This window comes from Bradyrhizobium sp. LA2.1, assembly GCF_040547725.1.
Lineage (GTDB): Bacteria > Pseudomonadota > Alphaproteobacteria > Rhizobiales > Xanthobacteraceae > Bradyrhizobium > Bradyrhizobium barranii.
Map to the genome: position 1 here is coordinate 315,355 of NZ_JBEPQI010000007.1, position 19,792 is coordinate 335,146.

Here is a 19,792-nt window from a genome sequence, read left to right on the forward strand (position 1 = left end):
CACAGAGGACCGCAGTTTCAGGCCAATCAGCATAAAGCTGCGGCCCGCGCACCGAGGTCATGCATCCGAATTCGATCTCAAGAGAACGAGCTCAAGAGACCTAAAATCGCACTGGCATTGCCTAGCTATGATCGACAGCGTTTGAGCGGCATTCGTCGAGGTTGGTGCCCGTCTTAGCGATCCCTGAGGATCCGATCCTTGGGGATCTAATCCCTGCGGATCAACGGGTGGCCCGTTCCGACGCTGGCGATGCTCACCGCCTGTCGTTAAGTGAGGCGCTTTCTATAAGTGAGAGTCGGCCAAGTCAAGGTGAAACGACAGTCAGAAAACGCTTCTGCCACCTGACGAAATCGCCGTTTGCCCGCACTCACCGCGCCTGCCGGATATGGGGACAGGACGCCTGTTCCGCCAGCCCAAAAACAATTTATACCCGGGCTAAATGTACTTTTATAACCCTTGCTAAGGCTTTTTTTCCTGTTGATGCGTCAATCTGCCGCCTGCGGCAGAGATTTGCACCATGCGCTACACCGACATTGCCATTATCGGCGGGGGATTGTCCGGCTCAACCGCCGCCGCAATGCTCGGCCGCGCCGGCATTTCGACGGTGCTGATCGACCCGCATGAGAGCTATCCGGCGGACTTTCGAGTCGAAAAACTCAGTGGTCACGTCCAGGTCGAGCGATTCCTGAAGACCGGAATCGGAGAATCGGTGCTGCGCCGCGCGACCTTTGCCGGCGAAAACTGGATCGCCCGATTCGGCCGTTTGCTCGACAAGGCGCCGAGTCGGCAGTTCAACATCCTCTACGATTCGCTCGTCAACGCCGTCCGCGACGAGATCCCTGCTGGCGTCGAGCGCATCTGTGCCAAGGCGGTCTCGCTCGAGACGAGCCCGGAGCGGCAAAAGATCACGCTCTCCAATGAGGAGACGATCTCGGCCCGGCTGGTCGTTCTCGCCAACGGTCTGAACGTCGGCCTGCGCCACCAGCTCGGCATCGCGCGAAAAATCATCAGCGCCTGCCATTCGATCTCGATCGGGTTCGACGTGGTGCCGGCGGGGCGGAATTCGTTCGACTTCCCGGCGCTGACCTATTTCTCGGAGCGGCCGAGCGACCGAATCCCCTACATCACACTGTTTCCGACCGGTCCGCGGATGCGCGCCAATCTGTTCGTCTATCGCGGCGTCGACGACCCATGGCTGCGCGAGCTGCGCCGCGCGCCAGCCGAGACGCTGAACGCCGCCCTGCCCCGGCTCAAGCGCATCACCGGCGCCTTCGACATCGCCGGCGAGATCAAGATCCGTCCGGTCGACCTCTATGTGAACGACGCAAGCGGCCAGCCCGGCCTCGTGCTGGTGGGCGATGCGTTCTCGACCTCCTGCCCCGCCGCCGGCACCGGCTGTGACAAGGTCTTCACCGACGTCGAGCGGCTCTGCAACGTCCATATCCCGGAGTGGCTCGCCTCCGACGGGATGGACGGGGCCAAGATCGCCACCTTCTACGCCGATCCGGTCAAGCGGGCCTGCGACGAATGGTCGGCGGCGAAGGCGTTCGAGTTCCGCTCCGTCTCGACCGCGACGAGTCCCTACTGGACCGCGCAGCGCTGGGCGCGCTTCATCGCTTGGTCAGTTCAAGGCTTGCTGCGGCCGCTCGGAGGAGCAATTCATCTGGAGCCGAACTTGCTCGGTCACGCCTCCTCGTCGTCCTCGTCCTCATCATCCTCGTCGAGGTCGTCTTCATCCTCGTCGTCATCGTCGCTGTCGTCATCGGCCTGAGCCACGGCGCCATGCGGCTGATGGATCTGGTCGTTCCACAGCTTGCGATAGGTGCCGTTCCTGGCGAGCAGCTCGGCATGCGAGCCGCGCTCGATCGCCCTGCCCCCTGAGATCACGATGATCTCGTCCATCTCGACCACGGAGGTCAGGCGATGGGTCGACCAGATCATGGTGCGCCCCTTCGCGACCTTCAGCAGCGTACGGTTGATCGCGGCCTCGGTGGTCTGGTCGAGCGCCGAGGTGGCTTCGTCCAGCAGCAGCACGGAAGGGTTACGGATGACCGCGCGCGCGATCGCGATGCGCTGGCGCTGGCCGCCCGACAGCGTATCGCCGCGCTCGCCGACCGGCGTGTCGTAGCGCTGCGGCAGGCTCATGATGTAGCGGTGGATCTCGGCCTTCTTGGCAGCGTCCTCCACCTCCTCGTCGGTCGCGCCTTCCTTGCCGAGCCGGATGTTCTCGCGAATCGACATGTTGAACAGCATGTTCTCCTGGAACACCACCGCCATGCTCCGGCGCAGCGAATCCAGCGTCACCTTGCGGACGTCGACGCCGTCGATGGCGACGCGCCCCTCGTTGGGCACGTACAGCCGCAGGATCAGATTGAGCAGCGTGCTCTTGCCGGAGCCCGAGGGGCCGACGATGGCGATGCGCTTGCCGGCGTTGAGCTTGAGGCTGAGATTGTCCAGCACCGGCGTCTGGCTGCCTTCGTACTGGAACGTCACGTGGTCGAAGGTGATGTCGTTGGTGATGCGCGGCAGATCGGGCGCGCCGGGACGATCGGCGCCGCGCGTCGGCTCGTCCAGCAGCTCCTGCATGTGGCGGATCGCGGCGGCCGAGGAGATCGACACCGGGATGAAGTGCATCACGTGGGCGATGTTGTAGGAGACCTCCCAGAACGCGCTCTCGAAGGTGACGAAGGTGCCGATGGTGATCTGGCCCTTGGTCGCCAGATACGCGCCGATCGCGAGCACGACGAGGTGCAGCAGCAGCACCGAAATGGTGACCGTCCGCTCCACCATGGTCGACAGGAACGCAGCCGAAGCGATCTTGCGGCGGGTCTCGTCGTTGCGGAAGCTGAAGAAGCCGAACATCTTGCGTTGCAGGCTGAACGCCTTGATCACGGCCTGCGCGGCCACGTTCTCCTGCACCATGCCGAGCAGCGCGCTCTCGTTCTGCTTCTGCTCGTAATTGGCCTGCACCGCCTTCGGGGTGAGGATGCGCGGCCCGATCAGCGTGATCGGGAACACCAGCAGCGCAACCGCGGCGAGCTGCCAGTTCAGGAACACCATCAGGATGATGCCGGCGATCAATTCCAGGAACGGCAGCGCCGCACTGTTGGCGAAGGTCTTGACCGAGCCCTCGAAGGCCGAAAGGTCGACGGAAAAGCGCGACAGTATCTCGCCGCGCTTGGTGCGGCCGAAATAGGCCGCCGGCAGGTCCTGGACATGCTCGAACAGGCGTTTGCGGACATCGGAGATGATGCAGGCAGCCAGCCTGGCGTCCCAGCGCTCGTACCAGACCGCCACGATCGAGGTGAAGATCCCGGCGACCGCGAGCACGCCGAGGATCTTGTAGAGCGCCTGGAAATCCTCCTCACCGAGCGCGTCGTCGATCAGGTACTTCAGGCTGAGCGGCATGATGACGTTGAACAGCGTCTCGACGCAGACGCCGAACGCCACGAATGACAGCATCCGCTTGTAGTTGGACAGGAACGGCTTGACGAAACCCAGGATGGTCGCGAGCGCGCCTGCGGCCTCGCGCGCGGTAAAGACGACGAGCTCCTCGTCCTCATCGTCGTCGTCGAGCTCCAGCTCGTCATCCTCCTCGTCTTCGTCGTCCTCGCCGTCTTCGAGGTCCGGCTTGACGGGGACAAGCTTGTCGTCGAGCTCGGCCGCCTCTTCCGTGGCGAGTTTCTGTTTGTCGGGCGGGAGGGGCTTGGACGCCATGAAACCAACCGATGCTGACGGCCGGCATGACCGCGGAGAAAGCAGGAAATAGCGGCAACCGCTATCGCACCGATTCTATGCGATCATGACGAATTCGGCAAAGCAATTGGCTACGCCGGTCCGATCCTGTCTCTAGTCGTCGTCCTCATCCTCGACCTTGTCGAAGAAGGAATAACGCAGGCTGTCGGCGTCGGCGTACCACTGGCCCGGGCCCTTGTTGGCGGCAAGCGTCGCCTCCCAGAGCGCATCGGTGCAGTCCTTGCGGTGCATCGACAGGTCGAAGCCGTTGCCGAAGAACAGCTCGGACCATTCCCACCAGGTGCCGAGCTTCTTGACGCCGCGCAGCAGGTCGTAGCGGTCGATCACCACCGAAGCCATGTCCGAGGTGATCGAGCCGAACACGAGGCCGGTCTTGACCACGCGGTTCAGTTCGCGGATCGCGCGGACCACCTGCTTCGGGGAAACATGGCAGAGGCTGGTCTCGAACACGAAGTCGAAGGCGCCGTCCTTGAACGGCATGTCGGTGATCGAGCCGAGCTTGTTGTACTTCTTCAGCGCCTTCGGCGTCCTGGCGTGGATGGCGCGGTTGTTCTCGATGCCGAAGGCATCGATGCCGCGATCGCGCAGCGCACCCACCAGTTCGCCGCTGGCCGAGCCCGCGACCAGCAGCTTGGCGCCCTTGGCCTTGCCCCAGACCATGCCGATCAGCTTGGTGAGATAATCGGGATCGGTGAAGTGGCGCCAGGCTTCGCTGTAGGGACCGAGGCCGCGATAATTCTCGAAATAGTCGCGGTCGATCTTGTCCGAGACCGGCTCGCCCTCCTCCTGTCCGCGCTCGCGGCGCAGGCGCATCATCTCGGTCAGGATGATGTCGGTCGCCGCGTCCGAGGAGTCGAGCAGACCGTTCAGCGTGGAGTCGAACAGATAATCGCCGACCACCACGATGCCGGGATGCTCCTTCGGCTCCGGCCGGTGATTGGTCATGACGTCGCGCACGGGCAGACCGCCGGGGATTGCGTTCACCGACGACAGCCAGCGGTGGATCTTGCCTTCCACGAAATGCGAACGCGCATCGCCGAGCGAGGCGGGCAGCGATTTCAGTGCGGCGTCGATCAGCTCCTGATCCGACAAATTGGCGAAGGCCAGCGCGTCGGAGCCGGGAATCAGCCAGTTCAGCACGCCGTGCTTGCCAACGTCATGGCGCGCGCCCTCGTTGTAGACGCAGCAGCCGCCGAAGGCTTCCGACATGAACCAGGCGCCGGAAATCTTCTCGCCCCAGAACGGCGTGTCGAACAGGATCGAGACGCGCAGATAGTGCGCGGGACGATCGAAATACGAGACGTGCTTGACCATCGACTTGCGGAGCTGCTCGCCTTCCCAGCCCATCGTCGCGAGCCACGAATGCGGCAGGCAGACCAGCACGAGGTCGAAGTCGCGCGTCTCCGGCCCCTTGCCATTCATCATCTTGAGCTGGTAGCGGCCGGTCGGCGCCTTGCCGACGGTGAGCACGCGGTGATTGAGTTGGATGTCGGCGTTGACCTCCGACTGCAGGCACTCGATCAGCTGCTCGTTGCCGTTCTGGATGGAATAGAGGCCGATATAGCCGTCGACATCCATCAGGTAGTTCTTGAGCGCGTTGAGCCCGTTGGTGTTGTGGCTTTCAGTCGCGATGTCGGAGCGCGCCATCACCTTGAAGAAACGCTTTGCGGTTTCGTCCTCGACCTCCTCGTCGAGCACCTGCTCGGCGGTCTTGTAGGCCCAGGGATTCTCGTTGTCGTGCGCGCCGACGCCCTCGTAATATTCGATCGGCGTCATCGCCTCGGCGCAGCGGTTCCGGAACGCCTCGATCGCAGCCGCAGTCTTGGCGCCGTATTTGCGGCGCATGCCCGCGACGTCGTTGAGGAGCTCGCCGCCGAACTGCACCTGCTCGGCGTCCATCGGAATGGTCTGAAGTCCGAAATGCTGGATCAGCTCGCGCAGCGGATCGGGACCCGTCATCGAGTAGTCGTAGATCTCGGCAACGCCGGCCTCGTACATCGCCGGCGCGGAATCGAATTTGCGCGTGACGATCTTGCCGCCGAGCCGGTCGGAGGCCTCGTAGATGGTGATGCGGCAGAGGTCGCCGAGCTTACGCTTCAAGTACCAGGCGCTCATCAGCCCGCCGGGGCCGCCGCCTACGATTGCGAGATCAAGCATATGAGTTCCGTGGTCTCCGGCCCTGCCCCCGTCACGGGACCACCGGTCTAACTTCCCTTAGCAGAAGCGCTTTTGCGCCTGAAGGAAAGATGAACAAAGGTTGATCCTGCACCGCAACAGGCAAACAAAGCAGCAAAAAGGCCGGCTTGCGCCGGCCTTTTCATTGTCCTCGGTATTCCTACGGATGAACGATTATTCCGCAGGAGGCAGCGCAGGAAGCTCCGCTTCCGGCGCGGGCGACACGACGGCCGCCTGCTTCTCGCGCTCGTCCAGGATCAGCTTGTCGCGCTTCATCGCGACTTCGCGGATCTTGGCCATGGAGGCGCCGGTGCCCGCCGGGATCAGCCGGCCGACGATGACGTTCTCCTTGAGACCTTCGAGCGGATCGACCTTGCCGTTGACCGCCGCTTCCGTGAGGACGCGGGTGGTCTCCTGGAACGAGGCCGCCGAGAAGAAGGAGCGGGTCTGGAGGCTCGCCTTGGTGATGCCGAGCAGAACCGGCGTTCCCGTGGCGATCTTCTTGCCCTCTTCCTTCGCCTTCTCGTTGAGCGCGTCGAACTCGATCTTGTCGACCTGCTCGCCGGAGATCATGTCCGTGTCGCCCTGGTCGGTGACTTCCACCTTCTGGAGCATCTGACGGACAATCACCTCGATGTGCTTGTCGTTGATGAGCACGCCCTGGAGCCGGTAGACCTCCTGGATCTCGTTGACCAGATAGGCCGCGAGCTCCTCGATGCCCTTGACCGCCAGGATGTCGTGCGGCGCCGGGTTGCCTTCGACGATGAAGTCGCCCTTTTCGACGACGTCGCCGTCCTGAAGGTGGATGTGCTTGCCCTTCGGGATCAGGTACTCGCGTGCCTCGTCGGTCTTGTCCATCGGCTCGATCGAGATGCGACGCTTGTTCTTGTAGTCGCGTCCGAACCGGATGGTGCCCGAGATTTCGGCGATGATCGCCGCATCCTTCGGACGCCGTGCCTCGAACAGTTCCGCCACCCGCGGCAGACCGCCGGTGATGTCACGCGTCTTGGCGCTTTCGGTCGAGACACGGGCGAGGATGTCGCCCGTATTGACCTTGGCTCCGACGTCGACCGAGAGAATGGCATCGACCGACAGCATGTAGCGGGCATCGCCGCCACGGGCGAGCTTGAGCACCTTGCCGTCCTTGCCCTTGACCACGATGGCCGGACGCAGGTCCGCGCCGCCGCGGGTCGAGCGCCAGTCGATGACCACGCGCTTGGCGATACCGGTGGCCTCGTCGAGCGTTTCCGAGATCGACTGCCCCTCGACCAGATCCTCGAAGCCGATGGTACCTTCGACTTCGGTGAGCAGCGGACGGGTGTAGGGATCCCACTCGACGATGCGCTGGCCGCGCTTGACGGTGTCGCCCTCGTCGACGTGCAGGCGCGAACCGTACTGGATACGGTGCGTCGCACGCTCGGTGCCGTCGGCATCGACGATCGCGATCACCATGTTGCGGACCATCGCGACCAGGTGACCTTCGCTGTTGCGGGCGATGGCCTTGTTCCTGATCACGATCTTGCCGTCGAAGTTGGATTCGACGAACGACTGCTCGTTGAGCTGCGCCGCACCACCGATGTGGAAGGTGCGCATGGTCAGCTGGGTGCCGGGCTCGCCGATCGACTGCGCCGCGATGACGCCGACGGCTTCACCGTGGTTGACCGGCGTGCCGCGGGCGAGGTCGCGGCCGTAGCACATGCCGCAGATGCCGTTGACGAGCTCGCAGGTCAGTGCCGAGCGGATCTTCACCTCCTGCACGCCACCCTGGTGGATGGCATCCAGATGGCTCTCTTCCATCAGCGTACCGCGCTTGATGATCACCTTGCCCGAGCTGTCACGCACGTCTTCGCAGGCCGTACGGCCGAGGATGCGCGAGCCGAGCGAGGCGACCACGGTGCCGGCATCGACGATGGCGCGCATCTTGATGCCGAGCTTGGTGCCGCAGTCGTTCTGCGTGATGATGCAGTCCTGCGCCACGTCGACGAGACGACGGGTCAGGTAGCCCGAGTTCGCGGTCTTCAACGCGGTGTCCGCGAGGCCCTTACGGGCGCCGTGGGTCGAGTTGAAGTACTCGAGCACCGAGAGGCCTTCCTTGAAGTTCGAGATGATCGGCGTCTCGATGATCTCACCCGACGGCTTGGCCATCAGGCCGCGCATGCCGGCGAGCTGGCGCATCTGGGCCGGCGAACCGCGGGCACCGGAGTGAGCCATCATGTAGATCGAGTTGATGTCGGCATCCGCCCCGCTCGCCGTCTTCTTGGTCGAGGAGATCTCCTTCATCATCGCCTTGGCGATTTCTTCCGTGGCCTTCGACCAGGCGTCGACGACCTTGTTGTACTTCTCGCCATGGGTGATCAGACCGTCGTTGTACTGCTGCTCGAAATCCTTCGCCAGCGTACGGGTGGTGTCGACGATCTTCCACTTGGAGTGCGGCACGACCATGTCGTCCTTGCCGAACGAGATGCCGGCCTTGAACGCGTTGTAGAAGCCGAGCGCCATGATGCGGTCGCAGAAGATCACAGTCTCCTTCTGGCCGCAGTGACGGTAGACCTGGTCGATCACGCCCGAGATTTCGCGCTTGGTCATCAGCTTGTTGATGATCTCGTACGAAATCCGCGGGTTCTTCGGCAGCAGGTTGCCGAGCATGACGCGACCCGCGGTGGTCTCGATCCAGCGCGTCGAGACCTTGCCGGTCTCGTCCATGCCCTGCCACCGATACTTGATCTTGGTGTGGAGGTGGATGACCTTCGCGTGCAGCGCGTGCTCGAGCTCGGCCATGTCGCCGAAGATCTTGCCCTCGCCGGGCAGACCTTCGCGCATGATCGAGACGTAGTAGAGACCGAGCACGATGTCCTGCGACGGCACGATGATCGGCTGGCCGTTCGCCGGATGCAGGATGTTGTTGGTCGACATCATCAGGACGCGCGCTTCCAGCTGCGCCTCGAGCGACAGCGGAACGTGCACGGCCATCTGGTCGCCGTCGAAGTCGGCGTTGAACGCGGCGCAGACCAGCGGATGCAGCTGGATCGCCTTGCCCTCGATCAGCACGGGCTCGAACGCCTGGATGCCGAGACGATGCAGCGTCGGTGCGCGGTTGAGCAGCACCGGATGCTCGCGGATGACCTCGTCCAGGATGTCCCAGACCTCGGGCCGCTCCTTCTCGACCAGCTTCTTCGCCTGCTTCACGGTGGTGGACAGGCCCTTGGCGTCAAGCCGCGAATAGATGAACGGCTTGAACAGCTCGAGCGCCATCTTCTTCGGCAGGCCGCACTGATGCAGGCGCAGCTCGGGACCGACCACGATCACCGAACGGCCCGAATAGTCGACGCGCTTGCCGAGCAGGTTCTGACGGAAGCGACCCTGCTTGCCCTTGAGCATGTCGGCGAGCGACTTCAGCGGACGCTTGTTGGCGCCCGTGATGACGCGGCCGCGGCGGCCGTTGTCGAACAGCGCATCGACCGCTTCCTGAAGCATGCGCTTCTCGTTGCGGATGATGATGTCGGGCGCACGCAGCTCCATCAGCCGCTTCAAGCGGTTGTTGCGGTTGATGACGCGGCGGTAGAGGTCGTTGAGGTCCGAGGTCGCGAAGCGGCCGCCGTCCAGCGGCACCAGCGGACGCAGGTCCGGCGGAATCACCGGAACCACGGTCATGATCATCCATTCCGGCTTGTTGCCGGAGTGGCGGAACGCTTCCACGATCTTCAGGCGCTTGGCGAGCTTCTTGTGCTTGATGTCGGAGTCGGTCTCCTGCATCTCGAGGCGCAAGGTGGCTTCGAGCTTCTCGAGGTCCATGCCCTTGAGCAGCTCGCGGATCGCTTCCGCGCCGATCATGGCGGTGAAGGAATCCTGGCCGTACTCGTCCTGCGCCTTCAGATACTCGTCTTCCGACAAGAGCTGACGGTCCTTGAGCGCGGTGAGACCCGGCTCGAGCACGACGTAATATTCGAAGTAGAGGATCCGCTCGAGATCCTTCAGCGTCATGTCCAGCAGAAGGCCGATGCGCGAGGGCAGCGACTTCAGGAACCAGATGTGCGCGACGGGGGCTGCAAGCTCGATATGGCCCATGCGCTCGCGCCGGACGCGCGACAGCGTGACCTCGACCGAGCACTTCTCGCAGATGATGCCCTTGTACTTCATGCGCTTGTACTTGCCGCACAAGCACTCGTAGTCCTTGATCGGCCCGAAGATGCGGGCGCAGAACAGGCCGTCGCGCTCGGGCTTGAAGGTACGGTAGTTGATGGTCTCCGGCTTCTTGATCTCGCCGTAGGACCAGGACAGAATCTTCTCAGGAGACGCGATCGAAATCCGGATCTGGTCGAAGACCTGAGCCGGAGTCGTCGGGTTGAAGAGATTCATAATTTCTTGGTTCATCGTCTTCTCCTCGCGTGCCGGTCGCCTACGGCCGCAAATTCGAAAATCACTCAATCGGGGCGCCCTGCCCTCAAGGCCTCGGGAGGGGCGCCGATGCCCGGCCGTGAAGGCCGGGCATGAAAGGTCGTATTACTCGGCTGCTTCCGACGTCGGCGCCGGTCCCACCTTGGAGTTGTGCAGGTCGACGTTGAGGCCGAGCGAGCGCATTTCCTTGACCAGCACGTTGAACGATTCCGGAATACCGGCCTCGAACGTGTCGTCGCCGCGGACGATCGCCTCGTACACCTTGGTACGGCCGGCGACGTCGTCCGACTTCACCGTCAGCATCTCCTGGAGCGTGTACGCCGCGCCGTAAGCCTCGAGCGCCCACACTTCCATTTCGCCGAAGCGCTGGCCACCGAACTGCGCCTTGCCGCCCAGCGGCTGCTGGGTGACGAGCGAGTACGGACCGATCGAACGCGCGTGGATCTTGTCGTCCACGAGATGGTGCAGCTTGAGCATGTAGATGTAGCCCACCGTCACCTTACGATCGAAGGCATCGCCGGTACGGCCGTCATAGACGGTCGACTGACCCGAAGCGTCGAGACCGGCAAGCTTCAGCATCTCCTCGATGTCGGCTTCCTTGGCACCGTCGAACACCGGCGTCGCGATCGGCACGCCGCGGCTCAGATTGTGACCGAGCTCGATCAACTCGTTGTCGTTGAGCGACTTGATCGTCTCGTCCTCGCCGTAGACCTTCTTCAAGGTTTCCTTCAGCGGCTTGATGTCCTGCTTCGACAGATAGGCATCGACCGTCTGGCCGATACGCTTGCCGAGGCCGGCGCAAGCCCAGCCGAGATGGGTCTCGAGGATCTGTCCGACGTTCATGCGCGAGGGCACGCCGAGCGGATTGAGCACGATGTCGGCATGCGTACCGTCTTCGAGGAACGGCATGTCCTCGATCGGCACGATCTTCGACACCACGCCCTTGTTGCCGTGACGGCCGGCCATCTTGTCGCCGGGCTGGATCTTGCGCTTCACCGCGACGAAGACCTTGACCATCTTCATCACGCCGGGCGGCAATTCGTCACCGCGCTGAAGCTTCTCGACCTTGTCGAGGAAGCGCTGTTCCAGCCCCTTCTTCGACTCGTCGTACTGCTTCCGCATGGCCTCGATCTCGGCCATCAGCTTGTCGTTCGGCGAAGCGAACAGCCACCACTGCGACTTCGGGTACTCCTCGAGCACCGCACGGGTGATCTTGGTGTCCTTCTTGAAGCCCTTCGGGCCCGCAATGCCCTGCCGTCCCTCGAGGAGCTCGGCAAGACGGTTGTAGACGTTGCGGTCCAGGATCGCCTGCTCGTCGTCGCGGTCCTTGGCCAGACGCTCGATCTCTTCCCGCTCGATCGCCAGCGCACGCTCGTCCTTGTCGACGCCGTGACGGTTGAACACGCGCACTTCCACGATCGTGCCCTGCACGCCCGGAGGAACACGCAGCGAGGTGTCGCGAACGTCGGAGGCCTTTTCGCCGAAGATGGCGCGCAGAAGCTTTTCTTCCGGCGTCATCGGGCTTTCGCCCTTCGGCGTGATCTTGCCGACCAGGATGTCGCCGGCGCGCACTTCCGCGCCGATGTAGACGATACCGGCTTCGTCGAGGTTCTTCAGCGCTTCTTCCGAGACGTTCGGAATGTCGCGGGTGATTTCCTCAGGCCCGAGCTTGGTGTCGCGGGCCATCACCTCGAACTCCTCGATGTGGATCGAGGTGAAGACGTCTTCCTTCACGATCCGCTCGGAGAGCAGGATCGAGTCTTCGAAGTTGTAGCCGTTCCACGGCATGAACGCGACCAGCACGTTCCGCCCCAGCGCGAGCTCACCGAGATCGGTCGACGGGCCGTCGGCGATGATGTCGCCCTTCTTGACGATGTCGCCGACCTTCACCAGCGGACGCTGGTTGATGCAGGTCGACTGGTTGGAGCGCTGGTACTTCATCAGACGGTAGATATCGACGCCCGACTTGGTCGGATCGAGATCTTCCGTGGCGCGGATGACGACGCGGGTCGCGTCGATCTGGTCGATCACGCCCGACCGGCGCGCCGCGATCGCGGCACCCGAGTCACGCGCAACCACGCCTTCCATGCCGGTGCCGACGAACGGCGCCTCGGCACGAACCAGCGGCACCGCCTGGCGCTGCATGTTCGAGCCCATCAGCGCGCGGTTGGCGTCGTCGTTCTCGAGGAACGGGATCAGCGCCGCGGCGACCGAAACGAGCTGCTTCGGCGACACGTCCATGTAGTCGACCTTGTCCGGCGTCACCGGCAAGACTTCGCCGGCGTGACGGCAGACCACGAGATCTTCGGTGAAGCGGCCCTTCGGGTCGAGCGGCACGTTGGCCTGCGCGACCGTGTAGCGGCCCTCTTCCATCGCCGAGAGGTACACGACCTCGTCGGTGACGCGGCCGTCCTTGACCTTGCGGTACGGCGTCTCGACGAAGCCGTACTTGTTCACGCGCGCGAAGGTCGCGAGCGAGTTGATCAGGCCGATGTTCGGACCTTCCGGCGTCTCGATCGGGCAGATGCGGCCGTAATGCGTCGGATGCACGTCGCGCACCTCGAAGCCGGCGCGCTCGCGGGTCAGACCGCCCGGTCCAAGCGCCGACAGGCGGCGCTTGTGGGTGATCTCCGACAGCGGGTTGGTCTGGTCCATGAACTGCGAGAGCTGCGAGGAGCCGAAGAACTCGCGCACGGCGGCAGCCGCCGGCTTCGCGTTGATCAGATCCTGCGGCATGACCGTGTCGATGTCGACCGAGGACATGCGCTCCTTGATCGCGCGCTCCATGCGCAGGAGGCCGATGCGGTACTGGTTCTCCATGAGCTCGCCGACCGAGCGCACACGGCGGTTGCCGAGATGGTCGATGTCGTCGATCTCGCCCTTGCCGTCGCGCAAATCCACCAGCGTCTTGATGACGGAGAGGATGTCTTCCTTGCGCAGCGTACGCTGGGTGTCGGGCGCATCGAGGTCGAGGCGCATGTTCATCTTGACGCGGCCGACCGCGGACAGGTCGTAGCGCTCGGCATCGAAGAACAGCGACTGGAACATCGCCTGCGCCGAATCCAGCGTCGGCGGCTCGCCCGGACGCATCACGCGGTAGATGTCGAACAGCGCGTCCTCACGCGTCATGTTCTTGTCGGCCGAGAGCGTGTTGCGGATATAGGCGCCGACATTGACGTGGTCGATGTCGAGCAGCGGCAGCTCCTTGTAGCCCTGCTCGTTGAGGGCCTTCATCGACTTGTCGGTGATCTCTTCACCGGCTTCCGCGTGGATCTCGCCGGTCTTCGGGTTGACGAGGTCCTCGGCGAGATAGTTGCCGACGAGCTCCTCATCGGACAGCCGCAGCGCCTTCAGGCCCTTCTCCTGCATCTGACGCGCACCGCGCACGGTGAGCTTCTTGCCGGCCTCGAGCACGACCTTGCCGGTGTCGGCGTCGATCAGGTCGTTGATGGTCGAGTAGCCGCGGAAACGGTTGGCGTCGAACGGAACGCGCCAGCCTTCCTTGGTCCGCTTGTAGAGAATCTTCTTGTAGAACGTGGACAGGATCGCCTCGCCGTCGAGGCCGAGCGCGAACATCAGCGACGTCACCGGAATCTTGCGGCGACGGTCGATACGCGCATAGACGATGTCCTTGGCGTCGAACTCGATGTCGAGCCAGGAGCCGCGATACGGGATGACGCGGGCGGCGAACAGCAGCTTGCCCGAGGAATGGGTCTTGCCCTTGTCGTGGTCGAAGAACACGCCGGGCGAACGGTGCATCTGCGAGACGATGACGCGCTCGGTGCCGTTGACGATGAAGGTGCCGTTCATCGTCATGAGCGGGATGTCGCCCATGTAGACGTCCTGCTCCTTGATGTCCTTCACCGACTTCGCGCCGGTTTCCTCGTCGATATCGAATACGATGAGGCGCAGCGTCACCTTGAGGGGTGCCGCGAAGGTCATGCCGCGCTGGCGGCACTCGTCGACGTCATATTTCGGCTGTTCGAACTCGTAGCGGACGAATTCCAGCATCGAGGTGCCCGAGAAGTCGGAGATCGGGAACACCGAGCGGAACACCGCCTGCAGGCCCTCGTCGAGACGCCCGCCCACGGGTTCGTCGACCATCAGGAACTGGTCATAGGACGCCTTCTGAACCTCGATGAGGTTCGGCATCTCGGCGACTTCCTTGATGTGTCCGAAGAACTTGCGAACGCGTTTGCGACCGGTGAATGTCTGCTGCGCCATCGTGGCCTCTCATTTCGTCGCCCGCTCCGGGCGCGCCGTCCAGGACGCGGTTGCCACCGCTCCCCGGGTTGAATTTTTCGAACCCGCTTTGGGGACCAAAAATCCAGATTCAGACCGTCATGTCCTGAATCTGTTCTTCAGACCTTCAAAACGCAAAACGACGCGCGGGGCGCATAGGCACGCCCGCCCGTCACAACGATTGTCTTCACGGACTGCAAAAGCCCGAAATAGCCTGCTCTCCCAACGGCCTACAGGGAATCCGGCATCCCTGCCCACCGCGCTTTCGTGCTGTCGAACCGATATGGGGCGACAATAGTCGAGATTCGAGGGGTTAACCTTCAAATCCCAACACTTTTTCGTGTTCGGCCTGCGTCGGGATGTTCCGTCGCACGCCTTTTGCATATTGCCCACCCCTTAGATGGGTGGTCCGAGACCCCGGGCTTCGCTGATGCTCGCCCGGGATCTCGCGCCAGTAAGCGTTGCTTACTTGAGCTCGACCTTCGCGCCAGCCTTCTCGAGCTGGACCTTGAGCTTCTCGGCCTCGTCCTTGTTCACGCCTTCCTTGACAGGCTTCGGCGCGCCCTCGACGAGATCCTTTGCTTCCTTCAGGCCCAGGCCGGTGATGGCGCGGACTTCCTTGATGACCTCGATCTTCTTCTCGCCGGCGGCGGCGAGAACGACCGTGAACTCGGTCTTCTCTTCGGCCGGAGCGGCGGCAGCGCCACCACCAGCCGGGCCGGCCACGGCGACAGCCGCGGCAGCCGAAACGCCCCACTTCTCTTCGAGGAGCTTCGCGAGTTCGGCAGCTTCGAGCACGGTGAGGCTCGAGAGGTCGTCAACGATCTTCTGCAAGTCAGCCATTGTTCAGTTTCCTTAAGTGTAAGTCTGGTTCGGGTTTGAGTTTTGCGAAGGGCGTCAGGCCGCTTCGCCCTTTGAGGCATGAGCCTGGATGACGCGCGCGAGCTTGCCCGCGGGCGCATTGGCGAGCTGAGCGATCTTGGTCGCCGGGGCCACAAGAAGGCCGACGATCTTGGCGCGCAGTTCATCAAGCGACGGCAGCGAGGCAAGTGCCTTCACGCTGTCGACATTCAGGACGGTCTTTCCCATCGAGCCGCCAATGATGACGAACTTTTCGTTCGTCTTGGCGAATTCGACGGCGACCTTCGGCGCCGCTACCGGATCGTTCGAAGTGGCGATCACGGTCGGTCCCTTCAGCATGGGGCCGATGGCAACGACGTCAGTGCCTTCAAGAGCAATTTTGGCGAGACGGTTCTTCGAGACCTTCACCGAGGCGCCAGCCTGCTTCATCTGCATACGCAGCTTCTGCATCTGGGCAACGGTCAGGCCGGAATATTGAGCAACGACCGCGACGCTCGTGGTCTTGAAGACCCCATTGAGCTGTTCGACCGCTTCCTTTTTTGCCGCTCGTTCCACAGCAAGCTCTTTCCGGTTGGCGGTCATCGCGAGAAGCGGGACCGCCGGGTTGCACCCATCGCCCCACCCAAAACCTGAACCTCGGGGCCAAAACCCCTGGGACACGCGCCGGGCGAGACGACAATTCAAAGCCTGCCCTCCGGGAGCCCTTAAGGCCCACGGCGTGTCGAGGTCCGAACCAGACCCGTTTCGCAAGCCAGCCGTTAAAGCTGGGCGCGAAGTGAAATCCGGTCTTCACCCGTCTATGCAGGCCATGCGATTAAGCCGTTGAGAAATCGAAATTTCCCGCGGGCGCCTGCAGTCTTGGACAGGACAAGGTCAGCCGGCGAACCGCCCGACCCCTGCCCGCACTCCACCAACCGACGGGTTTTCCTTCCTTTTCGGGCAAATCCTCACGGACGTCCTGAAAAGGAATGATCTCCTGTCTTGTCGGGTTTTCGGAATGCGTGCACGAACGCGCCAGCCGAGGCCGGCACGTCCGGAAGCGGTTCTTTAACCGCTCGGAGCCCGCTTGCCAAGAGCAAAATTCACACCAGTTCCAATCGACTGGCGGCGGGGCTTGAGACGGCCCGACAAGGGCCGATTCAGGCCGATTTGACCCCGTATGGCAGCGGCTTGCCCGCGAAGAACGCCGTCAGGTTCGCCAGCACGCAGTTCTGCATGGCGACGTGCGATTCGAGGGTGTGGCCGCCGATATGCGGGGCGAACACGACATTGGGGAGCGCCGTCAGCGCGTCGGGGGCGTGCGGTTCCTTATCGAAGACGTCGAGGCCGGCGCCGGCGATGGTCCTGTCGGTCAGGGCCGCGACCAGGGCCTTCTCGTCGATCACTGAGCCGCGGGAGATGTTGACGACATAGCCGTGCTCCCCGAGTCGCCCGAGGATATCGGCGTTGACGACGTGCTGGGTCTCGGCCCCTGCCCGGACCGCGACCATCAGCACGCTGCACCAGTCGGCGAGCGCCTCCAGCGTCGGGAAATATTGATAGGGCAGATCGTATTTGGTGCGGCTGAAATAGCCGACCTCGCTCTCGAAGGCGGCGCAGCGGGCCGCGATCTTGCGGCCGATCTCGCCCATGCCGTAGACGCCGATACGGCGACCGGGCATGCCGGCCTGCGGCCGCATCATCGGCGACTGCTTTGAGCCGGCCCAATCGCCGCTGCGGACATATTGGTCGGCGACCAGGATCCGCCGCGTTGTCGCCAGCATCAGGGTCATCGCGATGTCGGCGACAGAGGCCGCGTTGGCACCGGGGCTGTGGCCGACCGCGATGTTGCGGGCGGCGGCCGCTTTCAGGTCGACGCCGTCATAGCCGGTGCCGTAGCAGACGATGGCGCCGAGTTTTGGGAACAGGTCCATCGCATCTGCGGCGAGCGGCGAGCCGCCGGCGGTGAGCATCGCGCGGATGCCACCGAGCTCATCGGCCGAAAACACCTCGCGCGCCGGCTTGCCGCCGGTGTCGAGCAGTTCGAACCGCTCGGCGAAACGCGCCATCATCGTCTTCGGGAAACGCGAGTAGATCAGGACCTTGTCAGCCATTTTTTCTTGTTTCCCGGTTCTTGCTTCCGATGAACGCCACAAACGACGAGGGGCGGAATCGGTTGCCCAATTCCGCCCCTCGCCTCATGCAATTTCCAAACCTCGGCCGAGGCAAGCCTTAGCCGAGAATCGTGCCCGGCTCGACCTTCACGCCGGGGCCCATCGTCGAGGACACCGCAACGCGCTGGATGTAGGTGCCCTTGGAGCCAGCCGGCTTCGCCTTCGAGACAGCATCGGCCAGGGCCTTGATGTTCTCGACCAGCTTCTCCTCGGAGAACGAGGCCTTGCCGACGCCGGCCTGCAAAATGCCGGCCTTCTCGACGCGGAACTCGACCGAGCCGCCCTTGGCACCCTTCACCGCACCGGTGACGTCCATGGTCACGGTGCCGATCTTCGGGTTCGGCATCAGGCCGCGCGGGCCGAGCACCTTACCGAGACGGCCGACCAGCGGCATCATGTCGGGGGTGGCGATGCAGCGGTCGAAATCGATCGAGCCATTCTGCACCTTCTCGACCAGGTCTTCGGCGCCGACGACGTCGGCACCAGCAGCCTTGGCTTCGTCAGCCTTGGCGCCGCGGGCGAACACGCCGACGCGGAGCGTACGGCCGGTGCCGTTCGGCAGGGTCACGACGCCGCGGACCATCTGGTCGGCGTGACGCGGATCGACGCCGAGATTGATCGCGACCTCGATGGTCTCGTCGAACTTCGCCTTGGCGCGTTCCTTGACCATCTTGATGGCGTCCGCGAGCGGGTAAAGCTTTTCGCGGTCAACACCTTCGCGGGCTTTGTTCAAACGCTTTCCGATTGCCATGACCGCTTACCCCGCCACTTCCAGACCCATCGAACGGGCAGAGCCCTCGACCATCTTCATGGCCGACTCGATGGAATCGCAATTGAGATCCTTCATCTTCTTCTCGGCGATCTCGCGCACCTGCGCCTTGGTCACCTTGCCGGCCTTGTCGCGGCCCGGCGCCTTCGAGCCGGACTGGATCTTGGCGGCCTGCTTGAGGAAGAAGGACATCGGGGGCGTCTTCATCTCGAACGTGAACGAACGATCGGCGTAGATCGTGATCACGACGGGAATCGGGGTGTTCTTCTCTTCCTTCTGGGTCTGGGCGTTGAACGCCTTGCAGAACTCCATGATGTTGAGACCGCGCTGACCAAGCGCGGGACCGATCGGGGGCGAAGGATTCGCCGCACCGGCCGGGACCTGAAGCTTCAGGTATCCGGTCACTTTCTTTGCCATGTATCACTCCTGTTGTGCCGGCAGGGCCAGCGGTTTCAGGTTCGTGGTCTGGGTCGGATGCGGCTGGCAACCGCCCTCTCCCTCCCACGGCCTCTTGCTGGCGTGAAACCGAAGCCTCACGCCTCGTCCGATCAGACCTTCTCGACCTGACCGAATTCCAGTTCGACCGGCGTGGCGCGACCGAAGATCGACACCGCGACCTTCACGCGCGAGCGCGCCTCGTCGATTTCCTCGACCACACCCGAGAACGAGGCGAACGGGCCATCGGCCACGCGCACGTTCTCGCCGATCTCGAACGACACCGACGCCTTCGGCCGTTCCACGCCCTCCTGCACCTGGTGCAGGATGCGCATGGCCTCGGCTTCAGAGATCGGCATCGGCTTGTTCTCGGCGCCGAGGAAGCCCGTGACCTTCGGGGTGTTCTTGATCAGATGGAACGCCTCGTCGGTCAGCTTCATCTTCACCAGCACGTAGCCCGGGAAGAACTTGCGCTCGGCGTCGATCTTGCGGCCGCGGCGCACTTCCGTGACCTTCTCGGTCGGAACCAGCACCAGCTCGAACAGCTCCTCGAGCCCGCGCTGCTTGGCCTGCTCGCGGATCGATTCGGCGACCTTCTTCTCGAAGTTCGAGTAGGCGTGGACGATGTACCAGCGCTTGTCGGTCGATTGGGTTGCAGCGGCTGTTGCCATCAGTGAATGCCCAAAAGGAAGGTGATGAGGTAACGGATGATCTGGTCGGCGGCGAAGAAGAATATCGAGGCCACGGCGACCATCACGAACACCATGATGGTGGTGATCGTGGTCTCACGACGGGTCGGCCAGGTGACCTTGGCGGTCTCCGAGCGCACTTCCTGCAAAAACTTGAACGGGCTGACTGCCATCGTTTGATGTCCAACGTCCGTCGACAGACGCGAATGAATTTCAGGGATCCGAACAGCCGCCGTTGGCCCAGCCCTCTGTCTCGAAGGATGAGCCGGGAAACCGGGCTCGATTGTTCGGGGATTTCAAAGCCGCGCCGGAAATCC

12 protein-coding genes are annotated in these 19,792 nt (G+C 63.2%); 1 reads left to right on the forward strand and 11 read right to left on the reverse strand.

What is annotated here, in order from left to right; genetic code table 11:
- The first annotated feature begins 517 nt into the window (after positions 1 to 517).
- Positions 518 to 1,771: an FAD-dependent oxidoreductase gene (locus ABIB95_RS16455; protein WP_354240587.1), complete on the forward strand. Its 1,254-nt coding sequence runs from the start codon at positions 518 to 520 to the stop codon at positions 1,769 to 1,771.
- Here ABIB95_RS16455 and ABIB95_RS16460 read toward each other — a convergent pair.
- From ABIB95_RS16460 to secE, 11 genes are all read right to left on the reverse strand, one after another.
- Positions 1,684 to 3,717: an ABC transporter ATP-binding protein gene (locus ABIB95_RS16460; RefSeq protein ID WP_354240589.1), complete on the reverse strand. Its 2,034-nt coding sequence runs from the start codon at positions 3,715 to 3,717 to the stop codon at positions 1,684 to 1,686. The two genes, ABIB95_RS16455 and ABIB95_RS16460, sit on opposite strands and share 88 nt — an antisense overlap.
- Before the next feature lie 132 nt (positions 3,718 to 3,849).
- Entirely contained in the window at positions 3,850 to 5,913 is a 2,064-nt protein-coding gene (locus ABIB95_RS16465; RefSeq protein WP_354240591.1) for an FAD-dependent oxidoreductase, read from the reverse strand.
- A 192-nt stretch (positions 5,914 to 6,105) separates the two neighbouring features.
- Positions 6,106 to 10,302, reverse strand: a complete 4,197-nt coding sequence (gene rpoC, locus ABIB95_RS16470) for a DNA-directed RNA polymerase subunit beta' (protein ID WP_071912831.1) — start codon at positions 10,300 to 10,302, stop codon at positions 6,106 to 6,108.
- Between the two features lie 129 nt (positions 10,303 to 10,431).
- On the reverse strand, positions 10,432 to 14,550 hold the full coding sequence (gene rpoB / locus ABIB95_RS16475) for a DNA-directed RNA polymerase subunit beta (RefSeq protein WP_085405453.1): 4,119 nt from the start codon (positions 14,548 to 14,550) through the stop codon (positions 10,432 to 10,434).
- Between the two features lie 483 nt (positions 14,551 to 15,033).
- The gene (gene rplL, locus ABIB95_RS16480) at positions 15,034 to 15,411 is read right to left on the reverse strand and encodes a 50S ribosomal protein L7/L12 (protein ID WP_063982571.1); all 378 of its coding nucleotides are present in this window, start codon (positions 15,409 to 15,411) and stop codon (positions 15,034 to 15,036) included.
- A 54-nt stretch (positions 15,412 to 15,465) separates the two neighbouring features.
- Positions 15,466 to 15,984: a 50S ribosomal protein L10 gene (gene rplJ, locus ABIB95_RS16485; RefSeq protein WP_063986291.1), complete on the reverse strand. Its 519-nt coding sequence runs from the start codon at positions 15,982 to 15,984 to the stop codon at positions 15,466 to 15,468.
- Between the two features lie 584 nt (positions 15,985 to 16,568).
- The gene (locus tag ABIB95_RS16490) at positions 16,569 to 17,522 is read right to left on the reverse strand and encodes a 2-hydroxyacid dehydrogenase (protein WP_354240593.1); all 954 of its coding nucleotides are present in this window, start codon (positions 17,520 to 17,522) and stop codon (positions 16,569 to 16,571) included.
- A gap of 118 nt (positions 17,523 to 17,640) precedes the next feature.
- Positions 17,641 to 18,333 carry a 50S ribosomal protein L1 gene (rplA, locus tag ABIB95_RS16495; protein ID WP_014494487.1) on the reverse strand — a complete coding sequence of 231 codons (693 nt, stop codon included), beginning with the start codon at positions 18,331 to 18,333 and terminating at the stop codon, positions 17,641 to 17,643.
- Between the two features lie 6 nt (positions 18,334 to 18,339).
- Positions 18,340 to 18,768, reverse strand: a complete 429-nt coding sequence (rplK, locus tag ABIB95_RS16500) for a 50S ribosomal protein L11 (RefSeq protein ID WP_006611824.1) — start codon at positions 18,766 to 18,768, stop codon at positions 18,340 to 18,342.
- A gap of 131 nt (positions 18,769 to 18,899) precedes the next feature.
- Positions 18,900 to 19,457 (reverse strand): transcription termination/antitermination protein NusG, encoded by a 558-nt coding sequence (gene nusG / locus ABIB95_RS16505; RefSeq protein WP_063982569.1) that lies wholly within the window; start codon positions 19,455 to 19,457, stop codon positions 18,900 to 18,902.
- Positions 19,457 to 19,648 (reverse strand): preprotein translocase subunit SecE, encoded by a 192-nt coding sequence (gene secE, locus ABIB95_RS16510; RefSeq protein WP_007611620.1) that lies wholly within the window; start codon positions 19,646 to 19,648, stop codon positions 19,457 to 19,459. Before secE ends, nusG begins: the two co-directional genes overlap by 1 nt.
- Positions 19,649 to 19,792 lie beyond the last annotated feature (144 nt).